Source organism: Sphaerotilus sp. (genome assembly GCF_041083715.1).
Classification (GTDB): Bacteria; Pseudomonadota; Gammaproteobacteria; order Burkholderiales; family Burkholderiaceae_C; genus Sphaerotilus.
This window is the reverse complement of record NZ_JBFPGY010000247.1, coordinates 1-26,547: the sequence shown is the minus strand read 5'-3', so window position 1 is coordinate 26,547 and position 26,547 is coordinate 1. Positions and strand designations below refer to the sequence as shown.

General features: G+C 66.5%; 25 protein-coding genes. 16 read left to right on the top strand and 9 right to left on the bottom strand.

Translation table 11 applies throughout. The annotated features are described in order from the left end of the window. From AB3X43_RS10990 to AB3X43_RS10960, 7 genes are all read left to right on the top strand, one after another. On the top strand, positions 1-1,428 hold a 1,428-nt coding region (locus AB3X43_RS10990), incomplete at its 5' end, for an ABC transporter substrate-binding protein (RefSeq protein WP_369429884.1). Positions 1,429-1,643: 215 nt separating this feature from the next. Further along, positions 1,644-2,831 (top strand): flagellar biosynthesis protein FlhB, encoded by a 1,188-nt coding sequence (flhB, locus tag AB3X43_RS10985; protein ID WP_369429883.1) that lies wholly within the window; start codon positions 1,644-1,646, stop codon positions 2,829-2,831. Next, positions 2,828-4,933, top strand: coding sequence for a flagellar biosynthesis protein FlhA (gene flhA / locus AB3X43_RS10980; RefSeq protein ID WP_369429882.1), 2,106 nt, complete (start codon positions 2,828-2,830; stop codon positions 4,931-4,933). Before flhB ends, flhA begins: the two co-directional genes overlap by 4 nt. Then, entirely contained in the window at positions 4,930-6,663 is a 1,734-nt protein-coding gene (gene flhF / locus AB3X43_RS10975) for a flagellar biosynthesis GTPase FlhF (RefSeq protein ID WP_369429881.1), read from the top strand. The genes flhA and flhF overlap by 4 nt, the downstream gene beginning before the upstream one ends. Positions 6,664-6,689: 26 nt before the next feature. Then, positions 6,690-7,538, top strand: a complete 849-nt coding sequence (locus tag AB3X43_RS10970; RefSeq protein WP_369429880.1) for a flagellar biosynthesis protein — start codon at positions 6,690-6,692, stop codon at positions 7,536-7,538. A 19-nt stretch (positions 7,539-7,557) separates the two neighbouring features. After that, on the top strand, positions 7,558-8,271 hold the full coding sequence (locus AB3X43_RS10965) for an RNA polymerase sigma factor FliA (RefSeq protein WP_369429879.1): 714 nt from the start codon (positions 7,558-7,560) through the stop codon (positions 8,269-8,271). 20 nt (positions 8,272-8,291) lie between these two features. After that, positions 8,292-9,641 (top strand): methyl-accepting chemotaxis protein, encoded by a 1,350-nt coding sequence (locus AB3X43_RS10960; protein WP_369429878.1) that lies wholly within the window; start codon positions 8,292-8,294, stop codon positions 9,639-9,641. A gap of 88 nt (positions 9,642-9,729) precedes the next feature. On the opposite strand, the gene gltA is transcribed toward AB3X43_RS10960, so the two are convergent. The 7 genes from gltA to AB3X43_RS10925 form a co-directional block, all read right to left on the bottom strand. Further along, positions 9,730-11,040, bottom strand: a complete 1,311-nt coding sequence (gltA, locus tag AB3X43_RS10955) for a citrate synthase (RefSeq protein WP_369429886.1) — start codon at positions 11,038-11,040, stop codon at positions 9,730-9,732. A gap of 58 nt (positions 11,041-11,098) precedes the next feature. Continuing rightward, positions 11,099-11,365, bottom strand: a complete 267-nt coding sequence (locus AB3X43_RS10950) for an FAD assembly factor SdhE (protein WP_369429877.1) — start codon at positions 11,363-11,365, stop codon at positions 11,099-11,101. Positions 11,366-11,418: 53 nt separating this feature from the next. Then, positions 11,419-12,123, bottom strand: a complete 705-nt coding sequence (locus tag AB3X43_RS10945) for a succinate dehydrogenase iron-sulfur subunit (RefSeq protein ID WP_369429876.1) — start codon at positions 12,121-12,123, stop codon at positions 11,419-11,421. A 30-nt stretch (positions 12,124-12,153) separates the two neighbouring features. Further along, positions 12,154-13,980, bottom strand: coding sequence for a succinate dehydrogenase flavoprotein subunit (gene sdhA, locus AB3X43_RS10940; RefSeq protein ID WP_369429875.1), 1,827 nt, complete (start codon positions 13,978-13,980; stop codon positions 12,154-12,156). Then, positions 13,980-14,345, bottom strand: coding sequence for a succinate dehydrogenase, hydrophobic membrane anchor protein (gene sdhD, locus AB3X43_RS10935; RefSeq protein WP_179634714.1), 366 nt, complete (start codon positions 14,343-14,345; stop codon positions 13,980-13,982). The genes sdhA and sdhD overlap by 1 nt, the downstream gene beginning before the upstream one ends. Before the next feature lie 27 nt (positions 14,346-14,372). Further along, the gene (gene sdhC / locus AB3X43_RS10930) at positions 14,373-14,795 is read right to left on the bottom strand and encodes a succinate dehydrogenase, cytochrome b556 subunit (protein WP_369429874.1); all 423 of its coding nucleotides are present in this window, start codon (positions 14,793-14,795) and stop codon (positions 14,373-14,375) included. Positions 14,796-14,894: 99 nt separating this feature from the next. Beyond that, positions 14,895-15,674: a GntR family transcriptional regulator gene (locus AB3X43_RS10925; RefSeq protein WP_369429873.1), complete on the bottom strand. Its 780-nt coding sequence runs from the start codon at positions 15,672-15,674 to the stop codon at positions 14,895-14,897. Positions 15,675-15,841: 167 nt separating this feature from the next. On the opposite strand from AB3X43_RS10925, the gene AB3X43_RS10920 reads away from it, so the two are divergent. From AB3X43_RS10920 to AB3X43_RS10890, 7 genes are all read left to right on the top strand, one after another. Continuing rightward, positions 15,842-16,828, top strand: a complete 987-nt coding sequence (locus AB3X43_RS10920; protein WP_369429872.1) for a malate dehydrogenase — start codon at positions 15,842-15,844, stop codon at positions 16,826-16,828. Between the two features lie 114 nt (positions 16,829-16,942). Continuing rightward, positions 16,943-17,965: an HpcH/HpaI aldolase/citrate lyase family protein gene (locus tag AB3X43_RS10915; protein WP_369429871.1), complete on the top strand. Its 1,023-nt coding sequence runs from the start codon at positions 16,943-16,945 to the stop codon at positions 17,963-17,965. Between the two features lie 137 nt (positions 17,966-18,102). Beyond that, positions 18,103-18,540 (top strand): hypothetical protein, encoded by a 438-nt coding sequence (locus tag AB3X43_RS10910; protein ID WP_369429870.1) that lies wholly within the window; start codon positions 18,103-18,105, stop codon positions 18,538-18,540. Positions 18,541-18,679: 139 nt separating this feature from the next. Continuing rightward, positions 18,680-21,274: a bifunctional aconitate hydratase 2/2-methylisocitrate dehydratase gene (gene acnB, locus AB3X43_RS10905; protein WP_369429869.1), complete on the top strand. Its 2,595-nt coding sequence runs from the start codon at positions 18,680-18,682 to the stop codon at positions 21,272-21,274. Between the two features lie 88 nt (positions 21,275-21,362). Continuing rightward, positions 21,363-22,166, top strand: coding sequence for a 5-oxoprolinase subunit PxpB (pxpB, locus tag AB3X43_RS10900; RefSeq protein WP_369429868.1), 804 nt, complete (start codon positions 21,363-21,365; stop codon positions 22,164-22,166). Further along, positions 22,151-23,191, top strand: a complete 1,041-nt coding sequence (locus tag AB3X43_RS10895) for a 5-oxoprolinase subunit C family protein (protein WP_369429867.1) — start codon at positions 22,151-22,153, stop codon at positions 23,189-23,191. The genes pxpB and AB3X43_RS10895 overlap by 16 nt, the downstream gene beginning before the upstream one ends. 26 nt (positions 23,192-23,217) lie before the next feature. Next, entirely contained in the window at positions 23,218-23,997 is a 780-nt protein-coding gene (locus tag AB3X43_RS10890; RefSeq protein WP_369429885.1) for a LamB/YcsF family protein, read from the top strand. Between the two features lie 120 nt (positions 23,998-24,117). On the opposite strand, the gene AB3X43_RS10885 is transcribed toward AB3X43_RS10890, so the two are convergent. Then, the gene (locus AB3X43_RS10885) at positions 24,118-24,441 is read right to left on the bottom strand and encodes a tetratricopeptide repeat protein (protein ID WP_369429866.1); all 324 of its coding nucleotides are present in this window, start codon (positions 24,439-24,441) and stop codon (positions 24,118-24,120) included. Positions 24,442-24,525: 84 nt separating this feature from the next. Further along, complete coding sequence (locus AB3X43_RS10880; RefSeq protein WP_369429865.1) at positions 24,526-25,515, bottom strand: MBL fold metallo-hydrolase; 990 nt, start codon at positions 25,513-25,515, stop codon at positions 24,526-24,528. A gap of 113 nt (positions 25,516-25,628) precedes the next feature. Here AB3X43_RS10880 and AB3X43_RS10875 point away from each other — a divergent pair, with 113 nt between their 5' ends. Both AB3X43_RS10875 and AB3X43_RS10870 read left to right on the top strand, forming a co-directional pair. Further along, positions 25,629-26,318 (top strand): retropepsin-like aspartic protease family protein, encoded by a 690-nt coding sequence (locus tag AB3X43_RS10875; protein WP_369429864.1) that lies wholly within the window; start codon positions 25,629-25,631, stop codon positions 26,316-26,318. Between the two features lie 49 nt (positions 26,319-26,367). Beyond that, the coding region (locus tag AB3X43_RS10870) for a DUF4124 domain-containing protein (RefSeq protein WP_369429863.1) at positions 26,368-26,547 on the top strand (180 nt) is incomplete at its 3' end.

The following is a 26,547-nucleotide window of genomic DNA, read 5'->3' as shown; positions in this document are numbered from 1 at the left end:
GTCTACGAGACGCTGGTCGGGCGCGACAAGCAGCTGGGCATCGTTCCGCAGCTCGCCACCGAGTGGCAGCAGACCGGGCCGCTGACCTGGCGCTTCAAGCTGAGGCCCAATGTGAAGTTCCACGACGGCTCGCCGTTCACCGCGGACGATGTGGTCTTTTCCATCCTGCGTGCCCGGGAACCCAGCTCCAACCTCATCGCCTTCGCCAACCAGGTCGGCGAGCCGAGGAAGATCGATGCGCTGACGGTCGAGTTCCGGCTGAGCGAGCCTGACCCGGTGTTTCTGCAGCACGTGAACACGCTGTTCATCATGAGCAAGTCCTGGTCCGAGAAGCACCGCGTCACCAAGCCGCAGGACTTCAAGAACAAGGAAGAGAGCTTCGCGGCGATGAACGCCAACGGCACCGGCCCGTTCATCCTCGTCAGCCGCCAGCCCGACATCAAGACCACCTACAAGCGCAACCCGGCGTGGTGGGGCAAGTTCGAGGGCAACCTGCAGGAGGTCGTCTACACCCCGATCAAGAGCGACGCGACCCGGCTCGCCGCACTGGTGTCGGGCGAGGTGGACTTCGTGCTCGATCCGGCGCCGCGCGACGTGGCGCGCCTGAAGGGCACGGCGGGTGTCAAGGTCATCGAGGGCGTGGAGAACCGCGTGCTGTTCATCGGCATGGACCAGGCGCGCGACAAGCTGCTCTATGGCCAGGTGCCCGGCGACACCAATCCGTTCAAGGACGTGCGCGTGCGCCGTGCGCTCTACCAGGCGATCGACATCGAGGCGATCAGGACCAGGCTGATGAATGGCCAGGCGATCCCGACCGGTGCGGTGGTGCCGAGCCCGCTGGGTAGCCTGAACGACCCGGAGATCGAGCGTCGCCTGCCCTTCGATCTCGCGGCGGCACGCAAGCTGATGGCGGACGCTGGCTACGCCAGCGGGTTCGAGGTCACGATGGATTGCCCCAACAACCGCTACGTCAATGACGAAGAGATCTGCGTCGCGCTGGCGGGCATGTGGTCGCAGCTCAAGGTCAAGGTGCGTGTCAATGCGATGCCGCGCGCTGCGTATTTCCCCAAGCTGCAGAACCTCGACACCAGCCTCTACCTGCTCGGCTGGGGCGGCTCGATCACCGACCCGGAGACGACCTTCACCCCGATCTACCGCAACCGCGGCGACAAGGGCGTGGGCGACTGGAACTTCGGCAACGTGAAGAACGACAAGCTGGATGCGCTGGCTGCCGCGTCCAGCCGGGAAGTCGACGTGGCGAAGCGCCAGGCACTCATCCGGCAGGTCTTCGCCGAGCACAACGCGCAGGTCCACCACATTCCGCTGCACCGCCAGTTCGTGCCGTGGGCTGCGCGGCAGAACGTGACCGTGGTGCACCGGGCCGACAACTGGCTGGAGTGGCAGTGGGTGACCGTGGCGCCGCGCTGATGCGGCGGCGAGGGCGGTGAATGCGCCCAAGATCGGATCAAGGCGGCCTCGGGCCGCCTTTTTCATGCTTGACGCCGGCAGGGTTGTGGGTGGGGGTGGCCGGCAGGGAATACGCAGCGAAAGGGCGTGCTTATCGGCCTCCAGTTCTGCACATCGGGCGGAAGAATGGCGTCGAACCCCTTTCCTTCGACGCCCCTTCTCGCTTCCCACTTCCGATGTCCGGCGACAGCTCCCAAGACAAGCAACTACCCGCCACCGAGCAGCGCCTGAAAAAGGCGCGTGCCGAAGGCCAGGTGGTGCGCTCGCGGGACCTGGGGCACTTCGTGGTGGTGGCGGCTTCGCTGGGCGTGATCTCGTGGGTGGCGCCTTCGGTCACGCAACGCTTGCGCGACCTGCTGGCCGCGTCACTGCGTTTTGACGCGGTGACGGCAGCCAGCCCGGCGTTCATGGCCGAGCGGCTGTCCGCGGTGGTGCCCGATCTGCTGCTGCTCAGTCTCTTCCTGGGCAGCGTGGTCTGTGTCGTGTCGGTGGCCGCCTCGATGGCGTCGGGCGGCTGGGTGTTCACGATGCAGGTGATGGCGCCGAACTTCGGCAAGCTCAACCCGCTCAGCGGCCTGGTCAACATCCTCTCCAAGGACAAGCTGAGCGACACGCTCAAGTCCTGTGTGCTGGCGCTGCTGCTGGCGGGGGTGGGGGCGCTGTGGATGTGGGCGCACCGGGACGATTTCGTGCGCAGCCAGTCGGTCGAGCTGAGCGCGGCCTTCACCGAGGCGGGCAGCCAGATCCTGTCGGGCCTGTGGCTGCTGGTGCTGGTGCTGGCGCTGTTCGCGGTGATCGACCTGCCGCTGCAGCGCTTCATGCATGCCTCGAAGCTGAAGATGAGCCACCAGGAAATCAAGGAAGAACACAAGCAGCAGGAGGGCAACCCGGAGATCAAGGGCCGCCTGCGCCAGCGCATGCGCGAGGCCTCGCGCCGCCGGATGATGACCGCGGTGCCGACGGCCGACCTGGTGGTGATGAACCCGACCCACTACGCGGTGGCCATCAAGTACAGCGAGGACAGCAGCGGTGCGCCCAAGGTCGTCGCCAAGGGCACGGACCAGGTGGCGATGAAGATCCGCGAACTGGCCACCGAGTCGCGGGTGCCGGTGCTGGAAGCTCCGCCACTGGCCCGCGCGCTCTACGCCACGACCGAACTCGACCGCGAGATTCCCGTGGCGCTGTACAGCGCCGTGGCCCAGGTGCTGGCCCATGTGTTCCGCCTGCGCGAGGCGATGGCCGGCCGTGCGCCGTACCCGACCTCGCTGGATCTGATACCCGTGCCGCCGGAGCTTGACCCGGCTGATCCCCGACACAACCGGCACGCCGCCCGCACCGGCGGCGCGCCCACGCCCACGCCATGAACGCCCAGTTCCAGAACCTGCAGCGCCTCTTCGGCGCCAACTCGGCCTTGATCCAGGGCATGGCCGCCCCGGTGATGATCATCATGGTCCTGGCCATGATGGTGCTGCCGCTGCCCACCTTCCTGCTGGACCTGCTGTTCACCTTCAACATTGCCTCGGCGCTGATGGTGATGGTGGTGGCGTCCTACATGGTGCGGCCGCTGGACTTCGCGGCCTTTCCGTCGGTGCTGCTGCTGACGACGCTGATGCGGCTGTCGCTGAACGTGGCGTCGAGCCGGGTCGTGCTGCTCGAAGGCCACACGGGGCCGGGTGCGGCCGGTGCGGTGATCGAGTCCTTCGGGCACTTCCTGATCGGCGGCAACTTCGCGGTCGGTTTCATCGTCTTCGCGATCCTGGTGGTGATCAACTTCGTCGTGGTGACCAAGGGCGCCGAGCGGATCGCGGAAGTCGGTGCGCGCTTCACGCTGGACGCCATGCCCGGCAAGCAGATGGCGATCGACGCCGACCTGAACGCCGGCCTGATCGACGAGAAGGAGGCCAAGCGCCGGCGCATCGAGGTCGGCAACGAGGCGGAGTTCTTCGGCTCGATGGACGGTGCGTCCAAGTTCGTGCGTGGCGACGCCATCGCCGGCATCCTGATCCTGGTCATCAACATCATCGGCGGCTTCATCATCGGCGTGGCGCAGCACGACCTGACCGCCTCGGCGGCTGCGAGCACCTACGTGCTGCTGGCGGTGGGTGACGCGCTGGTGGCGCAGATCCCCAGCCTGCTGATCTCGGTGGCCGCGGCCATGGTGGTGTCCCGCGTGGGCAAGGAGCAGGACGTCGGCACGCAGATCATCGGCCAGATGTTCCGCACGCCGCAGGCCGTGGGCATGGTGGCCTGTGTCATCGGCATGCTGGGGCTGGTGCCCGGCATGCCGCACCTGGTGTTCCTGTCGGTGGCGACCGGACTGGGGTATCTGGCCTACACCATGCGGGGCCGTGGTGCGGCACTGGCCATCGCAGAGGCCGCCAGTCTGGCAGGAGGAGATGCACCGGCCACCAAGGCGCCCGGCGACGAAGCAAGCTGGGACGATCTGCAGCCTGTCGACACGCTCGGCATGGAGGTCGGCTACCGCCTCATCGCGCTGGTGGACAAGGAGCGCGGGGGCGATCTGCTCAACCGCATCAAGGGCGTGCGCAAGAAGTTTGCGCAGGAGGTGGGCTTCCTGCCGCCTTCCGTGCACATCCGCGACAACCTCGAACTCAAGCCCAGCATGTACCGCCTGACGCTGCGCGGGGCCGTCATGGGCGAGGGCGAAGCCTACCCGGGCATGTTCCTGGCCATCAATCCAGGCAATGCGCAGCTGGCGCTGCAGGGCCAGACCACCGTCGATCCGGCCTTCGGGCTGCCCGCAGTGTGGGTCGACGAGCGCCAGCGAGAAACCGCCCAAATGGCCGGGTACACGGTTGTTGATTCCTCGACCGTCGTGGCGACCCATCTTTCACACTTGATGCAACAACACGCGGCCCGTTTGCTGGGCCGCACCGAAACCCAGGCGCTGGTCGAGCATGTGACCAAGCTGGCGCCCAAACTCATCGAAGACGTGATCCCCAAGATGATCGGCATCGTCCCTCTGCAGAAAATCCTCCAGTCCCTGCTGGAAGAAGGCGTGCACATCCGCGACATGCGCTCGATCGTCGAATCGCTGGCCGAGCAATCGGCGGCCGGTGTGACCGATCCGGTCGAGCTGGCACGGCGACTGCGCGTGGCGCTTGCACCGGCCATCGTGCAGCAGATCTACGGCACGCAGCGCGAGCTGGACGTGATCGCGCTGGAGCCCGAACTGGAGCGGCTGCTGACGCAGGCGCTCACCGCGGCGAACGGCCCCGTGCTCGATCCGAGCGTCGCCGACCAGCTCAGCCGCGGCGCCTCCGACGCGGCCCGTCGTCAGGAAGACCTCGGACAGGCCGCGTGCCTGCTGGTGCCCGATCCCCTGCGCCCGTCCCTGTCCCGCCTGCTGCGCCGTGCAGCGCCACGCCTGAAGGTGCTGGCGCACAGCGAAATACCTGACACCCACTCGATCCGCATCGGTTCGATCATCGGAGCACACTCATGAATGTGAAGCGCTTTTTCGGGCGCAACTCGCGCGAAGCGATGCAGAAAGTGCGTCAGACCTTCGGCGACAATGCAGTGATTCTCTCGACCAAGCCGAGCAGCGATGGGGTCGAAGTCGTGGCGATGCCTTCCGAAAGCATCGATGCGCTGGACCGGCACGACGCGCCTGCGGCACCTGCGCCCCAGGCCGCAGCCGCCCGGCCAGCGCCCCGTTCGATGGTTGCACCCGCCGCGCCGAAGGCGCCAGCTCCGGTGTCTGCCCGAGGGGCTGCAGCGCCTGCGCCGGCTGCTGCCGAACCGTCGGCCACGCCGGTGCAGGACGACGTGGGCACGCTGGCCATGAGCACGCTGTCGTTCCAGGACTACGTCCGCGAGCGCATGCTCAAGAAGCGCAAGGCTGAACTGAGTGCCCGTGACGGCACCACGACGCCCGAGCCCGAACCCCGTGCGCCAGTGTCCCGCCCCGAAGTACGCAGCGACGCGCGACGCGCGCCGCTGACCGGGCGTCCCGCCACTGCGGCTGAACCGACCTATGGCGACTGGTCATTGCCGCCCGACAGTGCCCGTGCCGAAGCGTCCGCACCGGTCGCTGCAGCCGTGGACGAAGGCGCGATCCGTCCATTCCTGCTGAACCCCTCGGCGCCGGCCAAGGCCACCCCGCCAACCGCCAGCCACGCGACCTCGGCCAACAGTCCGGCAGCGCGCACGGCCCCGGCGGACGACAGTTTCGAAGACGAACCCGAAATCGCCTCGTCACCGTCGGCGGACGCGGACATGCTGGCAGAGATCCGTTCGATGAAGAGCCTGATCGAGGAACGCTTCACCATGATGGCGTTCATGGACCGGCTCCAGAAGAACCCGCGCCAGGTGCAGCTGAGCACCCGCCTGCTGGAGTGCGGCTTTTCGCCGGCGCTGGTGCGCGAAATCGTCGATGGCATGCCGGCCGAGGAAGGTGACGAACTGGGCGCGGTGACCGACCTGCTGCAGCGCAACCTGCTCACCAGCGAGGACGAGGCCGATCTGGAAGACGAGGGTGGTGTCTACGCGCTGATCGGCTCGACCGGCGTCGGCAAGACCACCTCGACGGCCAAGCTCGCCACGGCCTTTGCCACGCGCCACGGCCCGTCGCAGCTCGGTCTGATCACGCTGGACGCCTACCGCGTCGGGGCCCACGAACAGTTGCGTGCCTATGGCCGCATCCTCGGCGTGCCGGTGCACACGGCCCACGACCGCGCGGCGATGGAGGATCTGCTCGACCTGCTGTCCGGCAAGAAGATGGTGCTCATCGACACCGCGGGCCTGGCCCAGCGCGATGCCCGCACCCGTGATCTGCTCGACATGCTGACCCACCGCAGCATCAAGCGCCTGCTGGTGGTCAACGCGGCGCAGCAGGCCGAGACGATCGAGGACGTGGTCACCGCCTACAAGGCGAGCCAGGCCAAGGGCATCATCCTGTCGAAACTCGACGAGGCCGTGAAGCTCGGACCGGCACTGGACGCCATGATCCGCCACCGGCTGAAAGTGCTGGCGGTGTCCACCGGCCAGCGCGTGCCGGAAGACTGGCACCACCTGAACAGCCAGACGCTGATCCAGCGTGCGTTGCGTGGCAGCGCCTCGCAGGCCTGGCGCATGAGCCCCGGAGACGTGAGCATGACCTTCGCGCGCTCCGGTGCAGCGACGGGTACGGCACTGCGTCGCGGTGGCTACACGTCGCGAGAACTGGGCGCATGAGCCCGGACCGGCCGACGGAGTCGCTGATGGCATTTCCTTCTGATGGACGTCGTGCTCAACCTGGTGACCAGGCCGATGGATTGCGTCGCCTGTTCTCGACCCGGACCGTTCGCTTCATTCCCGTGGTGTCGAATCCGTTCGTCGCGCAGGAAAGTGTGCTGATCCGGCAGATCTGTGCCGCGCTGGATCAGCTCGGTCTCTACACGCTGGTGGTGGATGTCTGCGACCACCCCCGTCTTGGTGTCCGTGAAACACCGCGCCTCCAGGCCGATCTGCCCGACCAGGGCCTGGAGCTGTCTGACCGCATCCAGGTGCTGACTGACCGCACTGCGAGCCTGTCGGCCCGCGGCCTGCCGGCCCGCTGGAGCAATGCCAGCGGTTCGACCCAGGCGTTCCTGCAGGCACTCATCGATGCGGCCCCCCTGTCCCAGGCGGTGGTCGTGCACGGCTCGGCCGTCGAGCTGGCGCGGATGTTCGGGCGCGGCGAGCTGCAGCTGAGCCGGCCGCGGCCCATCGTCATCTGCGACGAGCAGCCCGATTCGATGACCCATGCCTACGCCGCCCTGAAAGTGCTGTCCCAGCGCGTGGACTGGCTGTCGCATGACCTGCTGGTGAGCGCTGCCGCCGGCTCGACCGGCATCCGGCTGGTCAAGGACCGGCTGGCCCAGTGCGCGGCACTGTTTTTCGGTGGTGTGCGCCACGACTCGGTCGACATCGATCCGCGCGCTGTGGCACTGCCCGCGATGGCCTCCGCCACGCTCATGGCCTTCATGGAGGCCTCCTTGGGTGCGGCTGCGGCGTTTGTCCTGCCCGAGATGGGGCGCCGTGGCCCGGCGCTGGTGACGTCGTCACCCCTTTTGCAGCCGATGGTCTGAATTGATCCGGAGCCACCTGATGTACACCTCCAAGGGCCAACTCGAAGCCAACAAGATGCTGGAGCAATACAGCTCGCTGGTTCGGCGTCTGGCACACCAGATGATTGCCCGGTTGCCGGCCAATGTCGAACTGGACGATCTGATCCAGGTCGGCATGATCGGATTGACCGACGCTCTCACGCGCTTCGATGTGAAGCAGGGGGTCCAGTTCGAGACCTTCGCCACCCAGCGCATCCGCGGCGCCATGCTGGACGAATTGCGCGGCGGCGACTGGATGAGCCGCAGCAACCGCAAGCACCAGCGCGACATCGAAGCAGCGGTGCACCGGCTGGAACAGCGCCTGGGTCGCGCACCGCAAGAGAGCGAGATCGCCGTCGAGATGAGTCTGTCGCTCACCGATTACCAGGATCTGCTGAACCGCGTGCGTGGCACGCAGCTGGTCTACCTCGAAGACATGAGCGGCGACGAAGGTGAAAGCGACTACCTCGACCGCCACGTCGTCGACAGCGAGGCCGACCCGCTGGCCCGGCTCAACGATCGGCGCATGCGCGAGGCACTGGTGGATGCGATCAAGCACTTGCCTGAGCGTGAGCAGTACGTGATGAGCATGTACTACGAAGAGGACATGAATCTCAAGGAAATCGCGGCCGTCCTGGGGGTCACCGAGTCCCGGGTTTGCCAGTTGCACAGCCAGTCCATCGCCCGCCTGCGTGCCAAGCTGCGCACTTGGTAATTCGTGTCAAGGAATCCTTCATGCTGAACCTGCTCCGATCTCGAGGGCCTGTGGCGGTGACGCCGACGGTCGACACCCGTCCTGCAACGGCCAGTCAATCCGATGTTGTTCAGCGCCTGTCCCGGCAGGTCTCGCACATCGGCCGGGATGCAGCGGAGACCCGCGGCGTGATCGAGGACACGCAGAAGATCGTCACGGCCCAGCTGGAGGCCATGACCCACCTGAACGTCGATCTGGCCCGTGTGCAGCAGACCCAGCATGCCATCGGTGATGCCACGCAGGAGAGTCGGGATGCAGTGGTCCGTGCCCGCCAGCAGGTCGAGCAGGTCGCCTGCGAGGTGACGGGCATCGTCGAGGTGCTGCACCAGGTCGCCAGCGCAGCGGGTGACATCGGCCAGATCGCGCTGCAGACCCGGCTGGTGGCGTTCAATGCCTCGGTCGAGGCCAAGCGCGCAGGAGAAGCCGGCCGCGGCTTCGGCGTGGTGGCCGACGCCGTGAAGGATCTGGCCGGGCGTGTCGAGTCCTCCTCGCGCACCATCATGAGCACGCTGGACGACCTGGATCGCCGCATCGAGGCATTTTCGCGTGACATCCGCATCGACCCCCGCGCCGATCGACAGGGCCAGATCCACCGCGCCTTCGCCGATGTGGAGACCGCGGTGCACCGCATCGATGGGGCCGCAGAAGCCAGCCGGTCGATCGCGCAGGAAGTGATCGACAAAACCGAAATGCTGGGCAAGGAGATCCAGGGCGCGATCGGCGGACTCGATACCGCCATGCACTGCAGCGACCGCTTTCTGGCTGTCTCCGAACGCCTCATCGACGAACTGGCGGGCTGCGGCGTCGAGACCGAGGACAGCCCGCTGATCCGCTCTGCCCAGGCTGCTGCGCAGCGCATCACCGAGGCGCTCGACCGGGCGCTGGCGGCCGGGCAGATCGACCTGCCGGCGTTGTTCGACGAGCAGTACCAGCCGATCGCGCAGACCGATCCCCCCCAGTTCCTGACGCGGTTCGTGTCGCTGGCCGACCGGCTGTTCCCGGAAGTGCAGGAGCAGGTGCTGGCCTCCGGCGAGAAGATCGCCTATTGCATCGCGGTGGACCGCAACGGCTATGTGGCGACCCACAACCGCATCTACTGCCAGTCGCAGCGCCCTGGTGATGTGGTGTGGAACACCGCCAACAGCCGCTATCGGCGCATCTTCAATGACCGCACCGGACTGGCCTCGGCCCGCAATCGCCGGCCGTTCCTCGTGCAGACCTACCGCCGCGACATGGGCGGCGGCAATTTCGTGCTGCTCAAGGAAGTGGCCGCACCGATCGTGATCCAGGGACGCCACTGGGGGGGACTGCGCATCGGCTACCGCTTCTGATCCGCGCGGAACCGGATGGAGAATGAACAAGGCCCCTTTCGGGGCCTTGTGTCTTGCGGAGACGGCACCCGGAGGTGCCGGACCTGGATCAGCGTGCCGACAGCGGCGGCACGTCGCGGCGGGCAGCGCCCACGAACAGCTGGCGCGGACGGCCGATCTTGTACTCGGGGTCGGCGATCATCTCGTTGAGCTGCGCGATCCAGCCCACGGTGCGTGCCAGCGCGAAGATGGCGGTGAACAGCGGCACGGGGATGCCGATGGCGCGCTGCACGATGCCCGAGTAGAAGTCCACGTTCGGATAGAGCTTGCGGGCGACGAAGTAGTCGTCTTCCAGCGCGATCTTCTCCAGCTCCATGGCCAGCTTGAACAGCGGGTCGTTCTGCAGACCGAGTTCGCCCAGCACTTCGTGGCAGGTCTCGCGCATCAGCTTGGCACGCGGGTCGTAGTTCTTGTAGACGCGGTGACCGAAGCCCATCAGCTTGACGCCGGAGTTCTTGTCCTTCACCTGGTTCATGAACTCGCCGACCTTGGCCACGCCGCCCATCTTCTGGATGTCGCCCAGCATGTTCAGGCAAGCCTCGTTGGCGCCGCCGTGCGACGGGCCCCACAGGCAGGCCACGCCGGCTGCGATGGCCGCGAACGGGTTGGTGCCCGAGGAACCGCACAGGCGCACGGTCGAGGTGGAGGCGTTCTGCTCGTGGTCGGCGTGCAGGATGAAGATGCGGTCGAGCGCGCGCTCGATCACCGGGTTCACCTTGTACGGCTCGCACGGCGTGGCGAACATCATCCGCATGAAGTTGCCTGCATAGGACAGGTCGTTCTGCGGGTACATGTAGGGCTGGCCCACGGTGTACTTGTAGGCCATCGCCACCAGCGTCGGCATCTTGGCGATCAGGCGGATCGCGGCGATGTCGCGGTGCTGCGGATTGTTGATGTCCGTGCTGTCGTGGTAGAAGGCCGACAGCGCGCCGACCAGGCCGGTCAGGATGGCCATCGGGTGCGCGTCCCGGCGGAATCCGCGCAGGAAGAACTGCATCTGCTCGTTGACCATCGTGTGGTTGGTCACGCGGCCGTGGAAGTCCGTGCGCTGGTCCGCGTTCGGCAGATCTCCGTACAGCAGCAGGTGGCAGGTGTCGAGGAAGTCGCAGTTGACCGCGAGCTGCTCGATCGGATAGCCGCGGTACAGCAGTTCGCCCTTGTCACCGTCGATGTAGGTGATGGTCGAGTTGCAGGACGCCGTGGACAGGAAACCGGGGTCGTAGGTGAACTTGCCGGTCTGCGCGTAGAGCTTGCGGATGTCGATGACATCCGGGCCGATCGTGCCCTTGTAGAGCGGCAGGTCCATCGAGGCACTGCCATCGGAGAACGATAGGGTGGCCTTCACGTCGGAGGGGGTCATCATGGCTGTTTCCTCGGTAGGTCAATAGTGTCTGAATGGGCTCGATCTTGCCCGGACCTCAAGGACGCTGCCGCAGCATGTCCAGCACGATCCGGACGTCTGGCTGATCCAGATCGCCTTCAGGTTCGCGCCGGCGCAGCAGCAGGTCCAGCAGGTCGTTATCGGCAAGATCCATCAAAACTTCCAGGCCCCGGGCCTGTCGGACGGTCAGGCTGGATTCATAGCGCCCGAAGAACCGTTCAATGAACAGATCGTTTTCCAGCAGGCCGCGTCGGCAGCGCCAGTGCAGCTTGCTGAGGGCTCGCTCGTCGAGCAAAGTGTCCATTGCGCATCTTTCAGTGGTCTGACCGGGGTGCACCGGGATGGCGCACCCAGGGCTCAGACGGCCCGACGGATCATCAATTCCTTGATCTTGCCGATGGCCTTGGTCGGATTCAGACCCTTCGGGCACACGTCCACGCAGTTCATGATCGTGTGGCAGCGGAACAGGCGGTACGGATCTTCCAGATTGTCCAGTCGGGCGCTGGTGTCCTGGTCGCGGCTGTCGGCGATGAAGCGGTAGGCCTGCAGCAGACCGGCCGGACCGACGAACTTGTCCGGGTTCCACCAGAAGCTCGGGCAGCTCGTCGAGCAGCTCGCGCACAGGATGCACTCGTACAGGCCGTTCAGCTCGTCGCGCTCTTCGGGCGTCTGCAGACGCTCCTTGTCCGGCGGCGGATCGTCGTTGACCAGGTAGGGCTTGATCGAGTTGTACTGCTTGAAGAACTGGGTCATGTCCACGATCAGATCGCGGATGACCGGCAGCCCCGGCAGCGGCTTGAGCACGACGACACCCGGCAGGTCACGCATGTTGGTGAGACACGCCAGACCGTTCTTGCCGTTGATGTTCATCGCATCCGAGCCGCACACGCCTTCGCGGCACGAACGGCGGAAGCTCAGCGTGGGATCGACCGCCTTCAGCTTGATCAGGGCATCCAGCAGCATGCGCTCGTGGCCGTCGAGTTCGACGTCGATCGACTGCATGTAGGGCTTGGCGTCCTTGTCGGGGTCGTAGCGGTAGATCTGGAATGTGCGCTTGGCCATGGTGGTGTTCTCTTCTCTTCGCTGGGCGTCTTAGAAGGTGCGGACCTTGGGTGGAACCGAATCCACCGTCAGCGGCTTGAGGTTGACAGGCTTGTACGACAGCGAGTTGGTGGCACTGTCCCAGAGGGTGTGCTTCATCCATTCCTTGTCGTTGCGGCCCAGCGGGAACTGCGCGTCGTCGGCGGTGCGCTCGTAGTCCTTGACGGTGTGTGCGCCACGGCACTCCTTGCGGGCGGCGGCCGAGGTCATCGTCGCCTGGGCGGCTTCCATCAGGTTGTCGACTTCCAGCGCCTCGATGCGGGCGGTGTTGAAGACCTTGGACTTGTCCTTCAGCGTGATGCGGGCGACGCGCTCGCGCAGTGCGTTGATCTTGACGACACCCTCGTCCATGATCTTCTGCGTGCGGAACACGCTGGCGTGCTGCTGCATCGCGGCGCGCATGTCATTGGCGACATCCTGCGCGTACTCGCCGGTGCTGCTGCTGTCCAGGCGGGCCAGGCGGGCCAGCGCGAGGTCGGCCGCATCCTTCGGCAGTTCCTTGTGCGACTTCGGTGCGGCCTTGAGCGACTCGATGATGTGGTTGCCAGCGGCCTTGCCGAAGACCAGCAGATCCAGCAGCGAGTTGGTGCCCAGGCGGTTGGCGCCATGCACCGACACGCAGGAGCACTCGCCCACGGCATACAGACCATTGACGATCGTGTTGACGTTGTTCTGCGTCGTCACGACCTGACCGGTGATGCCGGTCGGGATGCCACCCATCTGGTAATGGATGGTCGGCACCACCGGGATCGGCTCCTTGGTGATGTCGACGTTGGCGAAGTTGTGGCCGATCTCGAACACCGAGGGCAGGCGCTTCAGGATGGTGTCGCCGCCCAGGTGGGTCATGTCGAGGTTGATGTAGTCCTTGTTCGGACCGCAGCCGCGACCTTCCTTGATTTCCTGGTCCATGCAGCGCGAGACGAAGTCACGCGGGGCGAGGTCCTTCAGCGTCGGGGCATAGCGTTCCATGAAGCGCTCGCCGTTGGCGTTGCGCAGGATCGCGCCTTCGCCGCGGCAGCCTTCGGTCAGCAGCACGCCCGCGCCGGACACGCCGGTCGGGTGGAACTGCCAGAACTCCATGTCCTGCAGCGGGATGCCGGCGCGGGCAGCCATGCCCAGGCCGTCGCCGGTGTTGATGAAGGCATTCGTCGACGCCTGGAAGATGCGGCCGGCACCACCGGTGGCCAGCAATACGCTCTTGGCCTCCATGATGTAGACGTCACCGGTTTCCATTTCCAGCGCGGTCACGCCGACCACGTCGCCTTCGGCATCGCGGATCAGGTCCAGCGCCATCCATTCGACGAAGAACTGGGTGCGTGACTTGACGTTCTGCTGGTACAGCGTGTGCAGCATCGCGTGACCGGTGCGGTCGGCGGCGGCGCAGGCGCGCTGGACCGGCTTTTCGCCGTAGTTCGCGGTGTGGCCGCCGAAGGGGCGCTGGTAGATGGTGCCGTCGGCATTGCGGTCGAACGGCATGCCGAAGTGTTCCAGCTCGTACACGACCTTCGGTGCCTCGCGGCACATGAACTCGATCGCGTCCTGGTCACCCAGCCAGTCGGAGCCCTTGACGGTGTCGTAGAAGTGGTAGTGCCAGTTGTCTTCCGACATGTTGCCCAGCGACGCACCGACACCACCCTGGGCGGCGACGGTGTGCGATCGGGTCGGGAACACCTTGGACAGGACGGCCACGTTCAGACCGGCACGGGCCAGCTGCAGGGAGGCACGCATGCCCGAACCACCTGCGCCGACAATGACCACATCGAACTTGCGGCGCGGCAGGGAGCCGGTGTAACCGGCAGAAGTAGCGATGGACGCCATCAGAGTCTCCAGAGAACTTGCACCGCCCAGCCGGCACAGCCGACGAGCCAGACCAGCGTGAACACCTGCAGCGCGAGCCGCAGCCCGAGCGAGCGGGTCACGTAGTCCATGAAGATGTCGCGCATGCCGACCCAGGCGTGCCACGCCAGCGAGACGATCAGCACGAAGGTCAGCGTCTTCATCCACTGCGACGAGAAGATCGCCGACCAGCGGTCATAGCCCAGCGGGCCGCCGAACAGGACCTGCGCGAGCAGGGCGATGGTGAACAGCGCCATCAGCACCGCGGTGATGCGCTGCGCGAGCCAGTCGCGCAGGCCATAGTGCGCACCGGTGACGATGCGCTTCGAACCGTAATTAATGGACATGGTGGGGAATCGCCTCGTGGTCTCTTGTCAATACAGGCCGAACAGCTTGGCACCGAGGGCCACGGTCAGCGCCAGGCTCAGCGCGAAGCTGACGATGGCGGACGAGCGGCCCTGTTCCTTGGACACGCTGTGGGTGGCGTCCATCCACAGGTGGCGCACACCTGCACAGAAGTGATGCAGATACGACCAGATCAGTGCGAGCACCACCAGCTTGACGAACCAGCCCGGCAGGAAACCCCACCCCGCAGAGAATACCGAGGTGAAGGTGTCGTAGGAGACTTCCGAACTCACGCTGGTGTCGAACATCCAGACGATGAAAGGCAGCAGCAGGAACATCACCATGCCGCTGGCGCGGTGGAGGATGGACAACTGCGCCGCGACGGGAAGTCGGTACTGGGTCGCGTCGATCAGACGCATCGGGCCAGGCCGCTGCTTGATGGTGTCTGCCATGAGATGCCTTTTGTCTTGTGTAATGACGAAGAAACCGCCGAATTTTATTGCAATGCAGCAGGCCGTACACCCGAGCGAGGGGTCCGGACCCACATCTTTTCAACTCAGCTCGTTGCGGTAGTGGTGTGTCGAGGTGTTGTAGAAGCCTCGGCGCAACTCCACCGGCTTGTCGCCGTAGGTGAACGACAGTCGCTCGACGCTCAGCAGCGGACTGCCGGCCTCGACACCCAGCACCACGGCGACTTCCTTGTCGGCCGCCATCGCCCTGATCTTCTCCTCGGCCCGGATCATGCGTACTCCGAACTCGGATTCGAACAGGCCGTACAGCGGCCCCTTGTAGTCACCCATGCGCTGTGCCGTCAGCCCGGTGAACAGCTGGGCCGGCAGCCAGATGTCGTCCAGCACGATCGGGCAACCATTCTGCGAGAGCGTGCGGCGGATTTCCACCGCCGGCTCACCCGCCCGCAGTGACAGGGCTTTCGCCACGTCAGCTGGCGCGGCGATGCGTCGGCAGTCCAGGAACTGGCGCTGCATCGGCACCGGTTCCGCACCACCTTCCGGCTGCAGTCGCAGAAATCGATACTGGATCTTCTCTTCGCTGTGGGTGGCCACGAACGTGCCTTTGCCTTGGCGTCGAACCAGCAGATTCTCGGCTGCCAACTCGTCGATAGCCTTACGCACGGTGCCCTGGCTGACTCGAAAACGCGCCGCCAGCTCCAGCTCGCTCGGGATGGCTTCGCCCGGCTTCCATTCGCCCGACTGCAGGCCGCGCATGATCAGCGTCTTGATCTGCTGGTAGAGCGGGCTGAAGGCTGGCGTGTTTTCGCCCGCCGGATCGACGGGCAGGGATGGCGCTGACGAGGACGCGGGAGCGGGCATGGCCGAGATTGCAGCACATCGCTGTGTCGTGCTGCAACGCTGTTCTACAAGATGTCTTATATAAGACATAAGATGATTGACAGCATTGGGGTCGATCCCTAGACTGGCCGCCGATTTCTGTTTTTTCGTTGCCCCACCTCGCTGCACTCATTTCAGGAGCCTCGCCCATGAGCAAGAAGCCCGTCCGTGTTGCCGTTACCGGCGCTGCTGGTCAGATCGGTTACGCCCTGCTGTTCCGCATTGCCTCCGGCGAAATGCTCGGCAAGGACCAGCCGGTCATCCTGCAGCTGCTCGAAGTGCCGATGGAAAAAGCCCAGGAAGCGCTCAAGGGCGTGATCATGGAGCTGGAAGACTGCGCGTTCCCGCTGCTGGCCGGCATCGAAGCCCACAGCGATCCGATGACCGCCTTCAAGGACACCGACTACGCATTGCTGGTCGGCTCGCGTCCCCGCGGCCCGGGCATGGAGCGTGCCGAGCTGCTGTCGATCAACGGCGCCATCTTCACCGCGCAGGGCAAGGCCCTGAACGCCGTTGCCTCGCGCGACGTGCGTGTGCTGGTGGTCGGCAACCCGGCCAACACCAACGCCTACATCGCGATGAAGTCGGCCCCGGACCTGCCGGCCAAGAACTTCACCGCCATGCTGCGCCTGGACCACAACCGCGCTGCCTCGCAGATCGCTGCCAAGACCGGCAAGCCGGTCGCCGCCATCGAGCAGCTGGCCGTGTGGGGCAACCACTCGCCGACCATGTACGCTGACTACCGCTTCGCCACCATCGGCGGCGAGTCGGTCAAGGACATGATCGGTGACGAGGCCTGGAACCGCGAAGTATTCCTGCCGACCGTCGGCAAGCGTGGTGCCGCGATCATCGCCGCCCGTGGCCTGTCGTCGGCCGCTTCGGCTGCCAACGCGGCCATCGACCACATGCGCGACTGGGCCCTGGGCACCAACGGCGCCTGGGTCACGATGGGCATCCCGTCGAACGGCGAATACGGCATCCCGGCTGAAACGATGTTCGGCTACCCGGTCACCTGCGAAGGTGGCGAGTACAAGATCGTCGAAGGCCTGGCCATCGACGCGTTCTCGCAGGAATGCATCAACAAGACCCTGGCCGAGCTGGAAGGCGAGAAGGACGGCGTCAAGCATCTGCTGTGATCTCCCATTGAGGTGACAGCGCGGGCCCGTCGATCTGGCGGGTCCACAATGGAAGGCCGGTCGCCACAAGCGCCGGCCTTTTTTCTTGAAGGTCTGACACCAAGGACTGCCGCCATGAACAAAGTCCATCCCCGCGATGCCCTGTTCGATGCCCATGACGCGCCCGCGCCCGAGCTGCCGGTGTGCGACCACTATGCCGGTGTCGAGATCCGCATGCGCAAGAGCCTGGAGCTGCAGGCCGAGCTGGGTCCCGTCTTCGACATCACCCTGGACGGCGAGGACGGCGCACCCGTCGGCGGCGAGGTCGAGCACGCACACCTGATCGCCGAGCTGGTCAATGCCCCCCAGAACCTGTACGGCCGCGTCGGTGCCCGCGTGCAGACCATCGATCACCCGGCGTTCGAGCGCATGGTCGATGTGGTCGTTGGCCAGGCGGGGGAGCGGGTTGCCTACATCATGGTGCCCAAGCCGCGCGGCCTGGCCGATCTGGAGCGTGCGGTCGGCGTCATCGACGAGGCGATCGCCCGCCACGGCGTGTCGCGCCGGATCCCTGTGCATGCGCTGGTCGAGACGCACGGTGCCTTGCGCGAGGTGCAGGCGCTGGCCGCGCACCCGCGCATCGAGTCGCTGTCGTTCGGGTTGATGGATTTCGTTTCCGACCACCGCGGCGCCATTCCGCAGAGCGGCATGACGGTCAAGGGCCAGTTCGAGCACCCGCTGGTGATGCGTGCCAAGCTGGAGATCGCCGCGGCCTGCCATGGCTGGCGCAAGGTGCCGTCGCACTGCGTGGTCACCGAGTTCAAGCACATGTCAGCGTTGCAAGAAGCTGCAACCAAGGCCTGCCGGCAACTGGGCTACACGCGGATGTGGAGCATCCATCCCGACCAGATCCGTCCGATCGTCGATGCATTCTCGCCGACGACCGCCGAGGTGGACCAGGCTGCCGAGATCCTGCTGGCCGCGCAAGCCGCCCACTGGGGGCCGATCCGCCACCGCCACCATGGGCAGGACACGCTCCATGACCGCGCCAGCTACCGTTATTTCTGGCACGTGCTCGAACGTGCGCACCGCACGTCGATCCACGGTGCCGGCCAGATGCCGGGCGAGGTGCGGCTGGCCTTTTTCGGGACGCATTGAACTGGCCTGTCACTACGCCCTGCAACAGTCAGGGACATCCGGTGCGGCAAACTGCACGTCCTTGTGCCCGGCGGTCACCTGGTTGCCCGGGTGTGCCGATATGGTTCGCTTCCGTCTCATCCGCACCGGAGTTCCCGATGTCCCACCTCTACACCCGTCCCCTCGCTGCCACCCTGATCGCCGTTGCCTGTGCGTTGACGACCGGGTCGGCGCTGGCCGTGACCAGCAAGGCCAAGAAGGCCAAACCGGTGGCAGTCCAGCCTGCACCGCTCGCCGAACTGAGCCCGGAGCAGCTGGCCAACGCCGAGCGTGTGCTGGTCGGCGCGCAGCACTGCGAGTTCGACCAGACCGTCGATGTCGAGAGCGTGCCGGAGAAGGCGGGCTACTTCCACATCCTCTTCAAGGGCAAGACGTATCTGCTGGCGCCTGAGCCGACCACGACCGGTGCCGTGCGCCTGGAAGACAAGAAGGCCGGCGTCGTCTGGCTGCAGATCGCCAACAAGTCGATGATGATGAACTCCAGGATCGGACAGCGCATGGTCGATGAGTGCGTCCATCCGACGCAGAAAGTCTGATGCAGGACAGGCGCGCTGGCGCTGGCATGGCGAGATCGCCACGGCCAGTGCGTACTTTCCCTTGGCAAGTCTTATATAAGACATAAAATACGGGACTACCCCCAGGCCTTCAAGCCCAGTCACCCGCACGGAGCCCCTCATGCTGCAAGCCTATCGTGAACACGCCGCCGAACGCGCCGCCCTCGGCATCCCGCCGCTGCCGCTGGACGCCAAGCAGGTCGCCGACCTGATCGAGCTGATCAAGAACCCGCCGGCTGGCGAGGACGCGTTCCTGCTGGACCTGCTGACGCACCGCGTGCCCCCGGGCGTGGACGATGCGGCCAAGGTCAAGGCGTCGTTCCTGGCCGCAGTTGCCCATGGCGACATCGCCGTCGGCCTGATCTCCAAGGCCAAGGCCACCGAGCTGCTCGGCACCATGGTGGGCGGCTACAACGTGCACCCGCTGATCGAGCTGCTGGACGCTGACGCAGATGTCGCGGCGGTCGCGGCCGAAGGTCTGAAGAAGACCCTGCTGATGTTCGACTTCTTCAACGACGTCGCCGAGAAGGCCAAGGCCGGCAACGCCAAGGCGCAGGAAGTCATGCAGTCGTGGGCCGATGCCGAGTGGTTCACGACGCGTCCGGAAGTGCCGCAGTCGATCACCGTGACCGTGTTCAAGGTGCCTGGCGAGACCAACACCGACGACCTGTCTCCAGCCCCGGACGCCTGGAGCCGCCCGGACATCCCGCTGCACTACCTCGCCATGCTGAAGAACACCCGCGAAGGCGCGGCGTTCGTACCCGAGGAAGACGGCAAGCGCGGCCCGATGCAGTTCATCGAGGACCTGAAGCAGAAGGGCAACCTCGTGGCCTACGTCGGCGACGTGGTCGGCACGGGTTCCAGCCGCAAGTCGGCCACCAACTCGGTGATCTGGGCCACGGGCCAGGACATCCCGTTCGTGCCGAACAAGCGCTTCGGTGGCGTGACGCTCGGCGGCAAGATCGCCCCGATCTTCTTCAACACGCAGGAAGACTCCGGCTCGCTGCCGATCGAAGTCGATGTCACCAAGCTCGAAATGGGCGACGTGGTCGATGTGCGTCCGTATGACGGCAAGATCGTGCGCAACGGCGAGACCGTCGTCGAGTTCAAGCTCAAGAGCGACGTGCTGTTCGACGAAGTGCGCGCTGGCGGCCGCATCAACCTGATCATCGGCCGCTCGCTGACCGCCAAGGCCCGCGAGTTCCTGGGCCTGCCCGCGTCCACGCTGTTCCGCCTGCCGTCGGTTCCGACCGCCACCAACGCCGGCTTCACGCTGGCGCAGAAGATGGTCGGCCGCGCCGTCGGTCTGCCGGAAGGCCAGGGCGTTCGTCCCGGCACCTACTGCGAGCCGAAGATGACGACCGTGGGTTCGCAGGACACCACCGGCCCGATGACCCGCGACGAGCTGAAGGACTTGGCCTGCCTGGGCTTCTCGGCCGATCTGGTGATGCAGTCGTTCTGCCACACCGCGGCCTATCCGAAGCCGGTCGATGTCAAGACGCACCGCGAGCTGCCCAAGTTCATCTCCAGCCGCGGCGGTGTCGCGCTGCGTCCGGGCGATGGCGTGATCCACTCGTGGCTGAACCGCCTGCTGCTGCCCGACACCGTCGGCACCGGCGGTGACTCGCACACCCGCTTCCCGATCGGCATCTCGTTCCCGGCCGGCTCCGGCCTGGTGGCCTTCGGTGCGGCCACTGGCGTGATGCCGCTGGACATGCCGGAATCGGTGCTGGTGCGTTTCAAGGGACAGATGCAGCCCGGCATCACGCTGCGCGACCTCGTGCATGCGATCCCGCTGTACGCCATCAAGGCCGGTCTGCTGACAGTGGCCAAGGCCGGCAAGAAGAACGTGTTCTCGGGCCGCATCCTCGAAATCGAAGGTCTGCCCGACCTGAAGGTCGAGCAGGCGTTCGAGCTGAGCGACGCTTCGGCTGAGCGTTCGGCCGCCGGCTGCACGGTCAAGCTGAACCCGGCACCGGTCAAGGAATACCTCACCAGCAACATCGTGCTGATGAAGAACATGATCGCCGACGGTTATGCCGACGCCCGCACGCTGCAGCGCCGCATCGAGAAGGTCGAAGCCTGGCTCGCCAACCCGAACCTGCTCGAAGCCGACAAGGACGCCGAATACGCGGCCGTGATCGAGATCGACCTGAACGCGCTGACCGAGCCGGTGCTGTGCTGCCCGAACGATCCGGACGACGCCAAGCTGCTGAGCGAAGTGGCCGGTGCCAAGATCGACGAAGTGTTCATCGGTTCGTGCATGACCAACATCGGTCACTTCCGTGCGGCTTCCAAGCTGCTCGAAGGTAAGCGCGACATCCCGGTGAAGCTGTGGATCGCTCCGCCGACCAAGATGGATGCGTCCGAGCTGACCAAGGAAGGCCACTACGGCGTGTTCGGCGCGGCCGGTGCGCGCACCGAAATGCCGGGCTGCTCGCTGTGCATGGGCAACCAGGCGCAGGTGCGTGAAGGCGCGACCGTGGTCTCGACCTCGACCCGCAACTTCCCGAACCGGCTGGGCAAGAACACGTTCGTGTACCTGGCGTCGGCGGAACTGGCGGCGATCGCGTCCAAGCTGGGCCGCATCCCGACGGTGGCCGAATACGCCGCCGACATGGGCGTGATCAACAAGGACAGCAGCAAGATCTACACGTACCTGAACTTCGACCAGATCGAGGAGTACGCGGACATCGCCAAGGGCGTGACCGCCTGAGGGTTGCTGGTGTGATGGACCAAGCCCGTCGGGTCGCCCCGGCGGGCTTTTTTTCTGGCTGAATGTGCGGGAGAAAGGAAACACCGCCGTGGATGCAGACCCCATGGAGACGCCCCGTGCATCTGAACCTGACAAGGCTCGGCTGCTGCCACTCGGGGATGCTGCCTGGACGGTCGAATTCGGGTGCGAGATCAACCCGGCGGCCCATGCCCGGGTGATGCGGCTGGCAAATCAGGTCCGTGCGCAGCAGGGGGTGGACGCCGCACTGACGGGGGTGCATGACGTGGTGCCGACCTTCCGCTCGCTCACCGTGCTGTTCGATCCGCTGCGTGCCGATGCCGAGGCTCTGGGCGCGCGTCTGCAGGCGCTGAGTTCAGCCGATGGGGTGTCCCTGCCGGTCGGATCTCGCTGGCGGTTGCCGGTGTGCTTTGCCCCGGCGTTCGCACCTGATCTGGCCGATGTGTCCGCCGCGTGCGGGTTGTCGCAGGACGAGGTCGTGCAGCGGTTGGCCCGCACCCTGTTCCGGGTCTGCATGATGGGCTTCATGCCCGGCTTTCCCTATCTGACCGGCTTGCCAGCCGAGCTGGTGATGCCGCGGCTGGCCACGCCGCGCAAGGTGGTGCCGGCAGGGTCGCTGGCAGTGGCGGGGTCGATGTGTGGTGTGTACCCGTGGGCGAGTCCGGGTGGCTGGCGTCTGCTCGGGCACATCCCGCTGCCGCTGTTCGATCTGGCGCAGACCGAGGCACCGGCGTGGCTGACCGCCGGTGACACGGTGCGCTGGATGGCGGTCGACCGCACGGAACACGATCGCCTGGCCGCCGACTGGGCGCGTGGCGTGCTGGTGCGCCAGGATTTTCAGGAAACCGAAGGCCTGTCGTGCCGGACGGTCTGATCGAGGTCGTGTCCGGTGGCCCTGGCTGCACCGTGCAGGACGCAGGGCGGTTCGGTCATCGCCATGAGGGTGTCGCGCAGGCGGGCTGGCTGGTGCCGCCCTGGGCGGATGCGGCCAACGTGCTGGTCGGAAATCCGGCGGGTGTGGCGGGTCTGGAATGGCGAGGACCGGGGCTGGTCCTGCAGGTCGTCCGGGGCCCTGTGCGGGTCGCGGTCGCGGGGCATGTGCGCGTGGACGTGTCGCGTGGGGAGGGGCCGACCCGGCCGCTGGGAGCCTGGCGCAGCGGCACGCTGGCCGAGGGTGACCGCCTGCACCTGGGCGCCGCAGTCGACGGCTGCGCTTGTCTGGCGCTGGGTGGCGGTGTGCAGGTGCCGCTGGTGCTGGGCAGCCGGTCCACCCATGTCCGCACGGGCTTCGGTGGACTGGACGGCCGCATGCTGGCGCCGGGGGATCGTCTGCCGTGTCACAGCCATCTGGCGTCCGGGAGGGGTGAACGCCGGTCGCTGTCGCCATTGGCGCTGCCGGCCGGTCCGATCCGCGTCCTCTGGGGGCCGCAAGATGACCATTTCACGGCGCAGTCGCGCACGCGGTTTCTCGACACCGACTGGCGCGTCACCGCCGAGCAGGACCGCATGGGAATGCGGTTGGCCGGCCCACCGCTGGTGCACATCGGTGCTGCCGCCGCCGACATCGTCTCGGATGGTGCCGTGCCTGGCGCGATCCAGGTGCCTGCGAATGGCTTGCCTGTGGTGTTGCTGGCCGATGGACAGACGGTGGGCGGCTATCCGAAGATCGCGACCGTCATCCGGGCGGATCTGCCGCGGCTGGCGCTGATGCCCGCCGGCTGCCACCTGCGCTTCGAGGCCGTGGATGCGCCGACTGCGCGCCGGGCGCTGCTGGCCGCCCAGGCACAGTGGCAGGCGTGGTCTGCTGCGCTGCTGTCTTGCAAACCGGAAGGCTGGCTGGACGAAGCCGCCCTCTGCACCGACAACCTGGTCAGCGGCATGCTGCGGGCCGAATTCTGAACCTGCCGGAGCTGCCTGTGCACACCCTGGATGCGATCAACCTCAATGCCGACCTGGGCGAGAGTTTTGGCGCCTGGTCGATGGGCGACGACCCCGCCATGCTCGACGTGGTGCGCAGCGCAAACATCGCCTGCGGCTTCCACGCCGGCGATCCGCTGGTGATGCGCCAGACTGTGCGCGCGGCGCTGGCGCGTGGGGTCAGCGTGGGCGCACACCCGTCGTTTCCCGATCTGCAGGGTTTCGGCCGGCGCCGCATGGACCTCTCGCCGCCGGAGCTGGAGGCGGTGCTGGTCTACCAGATCGGCGCGTTGCAGGGGCTGGCGGCGGCCGAAGGTGGTCGGGTGACGCACGTGAAGCCGCATGGGGCGTTGAGCAACATGGCCTGTGCGGATGCGGTGCTGGCCGATGGCGTGGCCCGCGCCGTGCGGGCAGCGGACCGGACGCTGATCCTGCTGGCGCCCGCGCATTCGGAGCTGGCCCGTGCGGGCGAGCGGGCTGGTCTGCGGGTGGCGCTGGAAGTGTTCGCCGACCGGGCCTGCCAGGACGATGGACAACTCGTGCCACGCTCGAAACCCGGCGCAGTGGTGCATGGCGCCGAGGCCTGCTGGCAACACGTGCAGCGCATGCTGGACGCACGGGCGCTGGTCAGCGTGACCGGCCGGCGCCTGCCGACTGCGATCGACAGCGTCTGCGTGCATGGCGACGGCGCCGATGCCGTTGCAACGGCACGGGCCATCCGTGCCGGACTGCTCGGAGCAGGCCTGGCGGTGGTGCCGCTGCCGCAGCTGGCGCGGCTGTCGGGCTGAGCGAGCGCAAGTCCCCAGTCCCGGTGCGGTGGACTCCCTGGGGCGAGCGATCCCCCATCACGGCCATCCTGTCGCGGCAGACGCCTGCCTTCGGCCGTGCCCTTCAGACCCTGAGGACTTTCAGGGGCGCGAGGTGGCGAAAGCCAGGTTGTACTGCGCACATTCCAGACCCTGGGCGATCGCCTTGCGGTACCACTCGACAGCCAATGCCGGATCGCGGGGCACGCCGTCGCCGCGCTCGTGCATCAGGCCCAGGCTGCGCTGGGCGCGTGCATCACCGCGGGCTGCTGCATCGGAAAATTCCTTGAGCGCCACATCATGTCGGCCACGCTGGTAGGCGGCCACTCCTTCGTCGTAGCCGGCCCAGGCACTGGTCAGAAGGCTGCCGGCCAGCACAAGCACGCTGAGACTTCGGCGCAGGAAGGGGGGATGGAGGGTACGCATGGCCACCATCCTGATCGGTACTTACCCGAGCTTCAAGGTCGCAATGCACAACCGTTGGAAACACGCCAGAAACAGGAATCTGATTCAACCCGTCATGTCAGTTTCACGTGCAGTGCCGTGGGAAAGCCAGACATTGATGCCCTGCGCGTTCAGGGTCACGTCCATCTGCAGCAGGGCGAGGACTTCGGCATCGGCCAGTGCAATGCCCGCCTGGCGGGCCGAGGCGAGCAGTGCGCTGGCGACCATCACCTCCAGCCGCTTCGCACGCTCGGATCGATCTGTCGGGCATTCGGCGCGTACTGCAAGCGCACCCGACACGAACTGGTCGAGCAATGCGAGGAATTGCGCCGCCACGCGCGGCACGTTGGCGACCCGGCTGAAGTGTGTCGGGTAGAGCACCTGGGGCTCGGCCAGCAGCAGCCGGTGGATCGACTGGCGCAGTGCCTGCGGGTCGAACTGCACCGGCGTGGTGCTGGGAAACATCCACGGCCCGGCCGCGGTGTCGAACTCGCGGTAGCTGATGCCGAAGGTGTCGCCGGTGAACCAGCCGCGGCTGCGTTCGTCCCAGAGGCAGTGGTGGTGGCGGGCATGGCCGGGGGTGTCGATCAGCTTCAGCGGGCGCTGGCCGATCAGGACCTCCATCCCGTCGTGGCTCTCCACCACGCGCTGTGCAGGGATGGGCTCGACCGTGCCATAGGTCTGGCGGACGGCATCGACGCCGTAGACCGCTCGCGCGCCTTCGACCAGCGCCAGTGGATCGATGAGGTGCCGTGCGCCGCGGGGATGGATCAGCGCGCGGGCCAGGGGCAGGTGGGTCATCAACCGGCCGGCGCCCCCGGCGTGGTCCAGGTGCACATGGGTCGGAATCACCCAGTCCACCGTGTCCCGCGACAGGCCCAGCGCCGCCAGCGTCTCCAGCAGCCGCGGCATGGCCGCGTTGTGGCCGGTGTCGATGAACGCGGCCCGGCCGCTGTCGATGACGAGATAGGCCGCGTCGAACCGTTCGCGCTCGAAACCGGTGTCGATGGCGTAGATCTGGTGGCCGAGATCCTCAGTGTAGGCAGGCAATGTCATGCATGCCAGCATGCCATGCCGGGACGATGTGCTGGCCGATTGGTGCGCTTATTCCGGTCCTGCCCGACCCGGGCCGGCCGTAGTCTGCGAGCCAGCTTGTCACGGAGTGTCGGATGTCTGGTTCCTGGCCGATCGGTCGATTTCAGCGGGTCTGCGCCAGGGGCAGCGCTGCTGCGCTGGCGCTGGGCGCATTGGCCGTGCCGGGTCTTGGCCGGGCCACGGGCGCACCGACGGTCGTGCTGGCCGGCACGATGGGCGACAAGGTGGTGCTGGTCATCGATGGCCGCACGCGCGTGATGACCGTGGGCGAGACGGTCGAGGGCCTGCGCGTGCAACGCGGGGCTGCAGGGCAGTCGGTGGTGGTCGCGACCAGCGGTGGTGTGCAGCAGGAACTGGTGGTGGGTGCGGCGCCGGTGACGGTGGGGGCGTCGGCGGGCGTCGCACGGCGGCTGGTGCTGCAAGCTGGTGGCGACCAGCTCTTCCACTCCGCCGGCGAGATCAATGGCCAGACGGTGCAGGGCGTGGTCGACACCGGCGCCTCGCTGGTCGTGCTGTCCACGCAGTTGGCGCGCCGGCTGGGGGTGGACTGGCAGGCTGGCGCTTCCGCGCAGGTGCAGACCGCCTCCGGTCGCAGCGCCGGGCGGCGCGTGCGGCTGGCGCAGATCAGTCTCGGGCCCTTGCCTGCGCATGATGTGGAGGCCATCGTCATCGACAGTGACATGCCCTATGTGCTGTACGGCAACAGTTTCCTGCAGGGCTTTCGGCTCCAGTGGGAGCAGGGTCGGCTGTCGCTGACACCGTGACGCGGCTGGGGCTACCATGGACCGGATCCAGGACACGAGGAGTGCAGCCATGACATCCCTGGCGATACAGTGCGGCGGCTGGCTGCTGTTGCTGGCCGGTTCTGCCTCGGCGCAATACAAGCTGGTCGGCCCGGATGGCCGGGTCACCTACACCGACCGGCCACCCGCAGGCGCCGCGGCCCGTCCGCCGGGTGCCGCCAACGCGGCGACGACCCCCGCGGCCGAGCTG

Excerpts from the sequence above, each read along its gene's own strand:
- flhB (WP_369429883.1), top strand. The coding sequence starts at position 1,644 with ATGTCCGGCGACAGCTCCCAAGACAAGCAACTACCCGCCACCGAGCAG.
- flhA (WP_369429882.1), top strand. The coding sequence starts at position 2,828 with ATGAACGCCCAGTTCCAGAACCTGCAGCGCCTCTTCGGCGCCAACTCG.
- flhF (WP_369429881.1), top strand. The coding sequence starts at position 4,930 with ATGAATGTGAAGCGCTTTTTCGGGCGCAACTCGCGCGAAGCGATGCAG.
- AB3X43_RS10970 (WP_369429880.1), top strand. The coding sequence starts at position 6,690 with ATGGCATTTCCTTCTGATGGACGTCGTGCTCAACCTGGTGACCAGGCC.
- AB3X43_RS10965 (WP_369429879.1), top strand. The coding sequence starts at position 7,558 with ATGTACACCTCCAAGGGCCAACTCGAAGCCAACAAGATGCTGGAGCAA.
- AB3X43_RS10960 (WP_369429878.1), top strand. The coding sequence starts at position 8,292 with ATGCTGAACCTGCTCCGATCTCGAGGGCCTGTGGCGGTGACGCCGACG.
- gltA (WP_369429886.1), bottom strand. The coding sequence starts at position 11,040 with ATGACCCCCTCCGACGTGAAGGCCACCCTATCGTTCTCCGATGGCAGT.
- AB3X43_RS10950 (WP_369429877.1), bottom strand. The coding sequence starts at position 11,365 with ATGGACACTTTGCTCGACGAGCGAGCCCTCAGCAAGCTGCACTGGCGC.
- AB3X43_RS10945 (WP_369429876.1), bottom strand. The coding sequence starts at position 12,123 with ATGGCCAAGCGCACATTCCAGATCTACCGCTACGACCCCGACAAGGAC.
- sdhA (WP_369429875.1), bottom strand. The coding sequence starts at position 13,980 with ATGGCGTCCATCGCTACTTCTGCCGGTTACACCGGCTCCCTGCCGCGC.
- sdhD (WP_179634714.1), bottom strand. The coding sequence starts at position 14,345 with ATGTCCATTAATTACGGTTCGAAGCGCATCGTCACCGGTGCGCACTAT.
- sdhC (WP_369429874.1), bottom strand. The coding sequence starts at position 14,795 with ATGGCAGACACCATCAAGCAGCGGCCTGGCCCGATGCGTCTGATCGAC.
- AB3X43_RS10925 (WP_369429873.1), bottom strand. The coding sequence starts at position 15,674 with ATGCCCGCTCCCGCGTCCTCGTCAGCGCCATCCCTGCCCGTCGATCCG.
- AB3X43_RS10920 (WP_369429872.1), top strand. The coding sequence starts at position 15,842 with ATGAGCAAGAAGCCCGTCCGTGTTGCCGTTACCGGCGCTGCTGGTCAG.
- AB3X43_RS10915 (WP_369429871.1), top strand. The coding sequence starts at position 16,943 with ATGAACAAAGTCCATCCCCGCGATGCCCTGTTCGATGCCCATGACGCG.
- AB3X43_RS10910 (WP_369429870.1), top strand. The coding sequence starts at position 18,103 with ATGTCCCACCTCTACACCCGTCCCCTCGCTGCCACCCTGATCGCCGTT.
- acnB (WP_369429869.1), top strand. The coding sequence starts at position 18,680 with ATGCTGCAAGCCTATCGTGAACACGCCGCCGAACGCGCCGCCCTCGGC.
- AB3X43_RS10885 (WP_369429866.1), bottom strand. The coding sequence starts at position 24,441 with ATGCGTACCCTCCATCCCCCCTTCCTGCGCCGAAGTCTCAGCGTGCTT.
- AB3X43_RS10880 (WP_369429865.1), bottom strand. The coding sequence starts at position 25,515 with ATGACATTGCCTGCCTACACTGAGGATCTCGGCCACCAGATCTACGCC.
- AB3X43_RS10875 (WP_369429864.1), top strand. The coding sequence starts at position 25,629 with ATGTCTGGTTCCTGGCCGATCGGTCGATTTCAGCGGGTCTGCGCCAGG.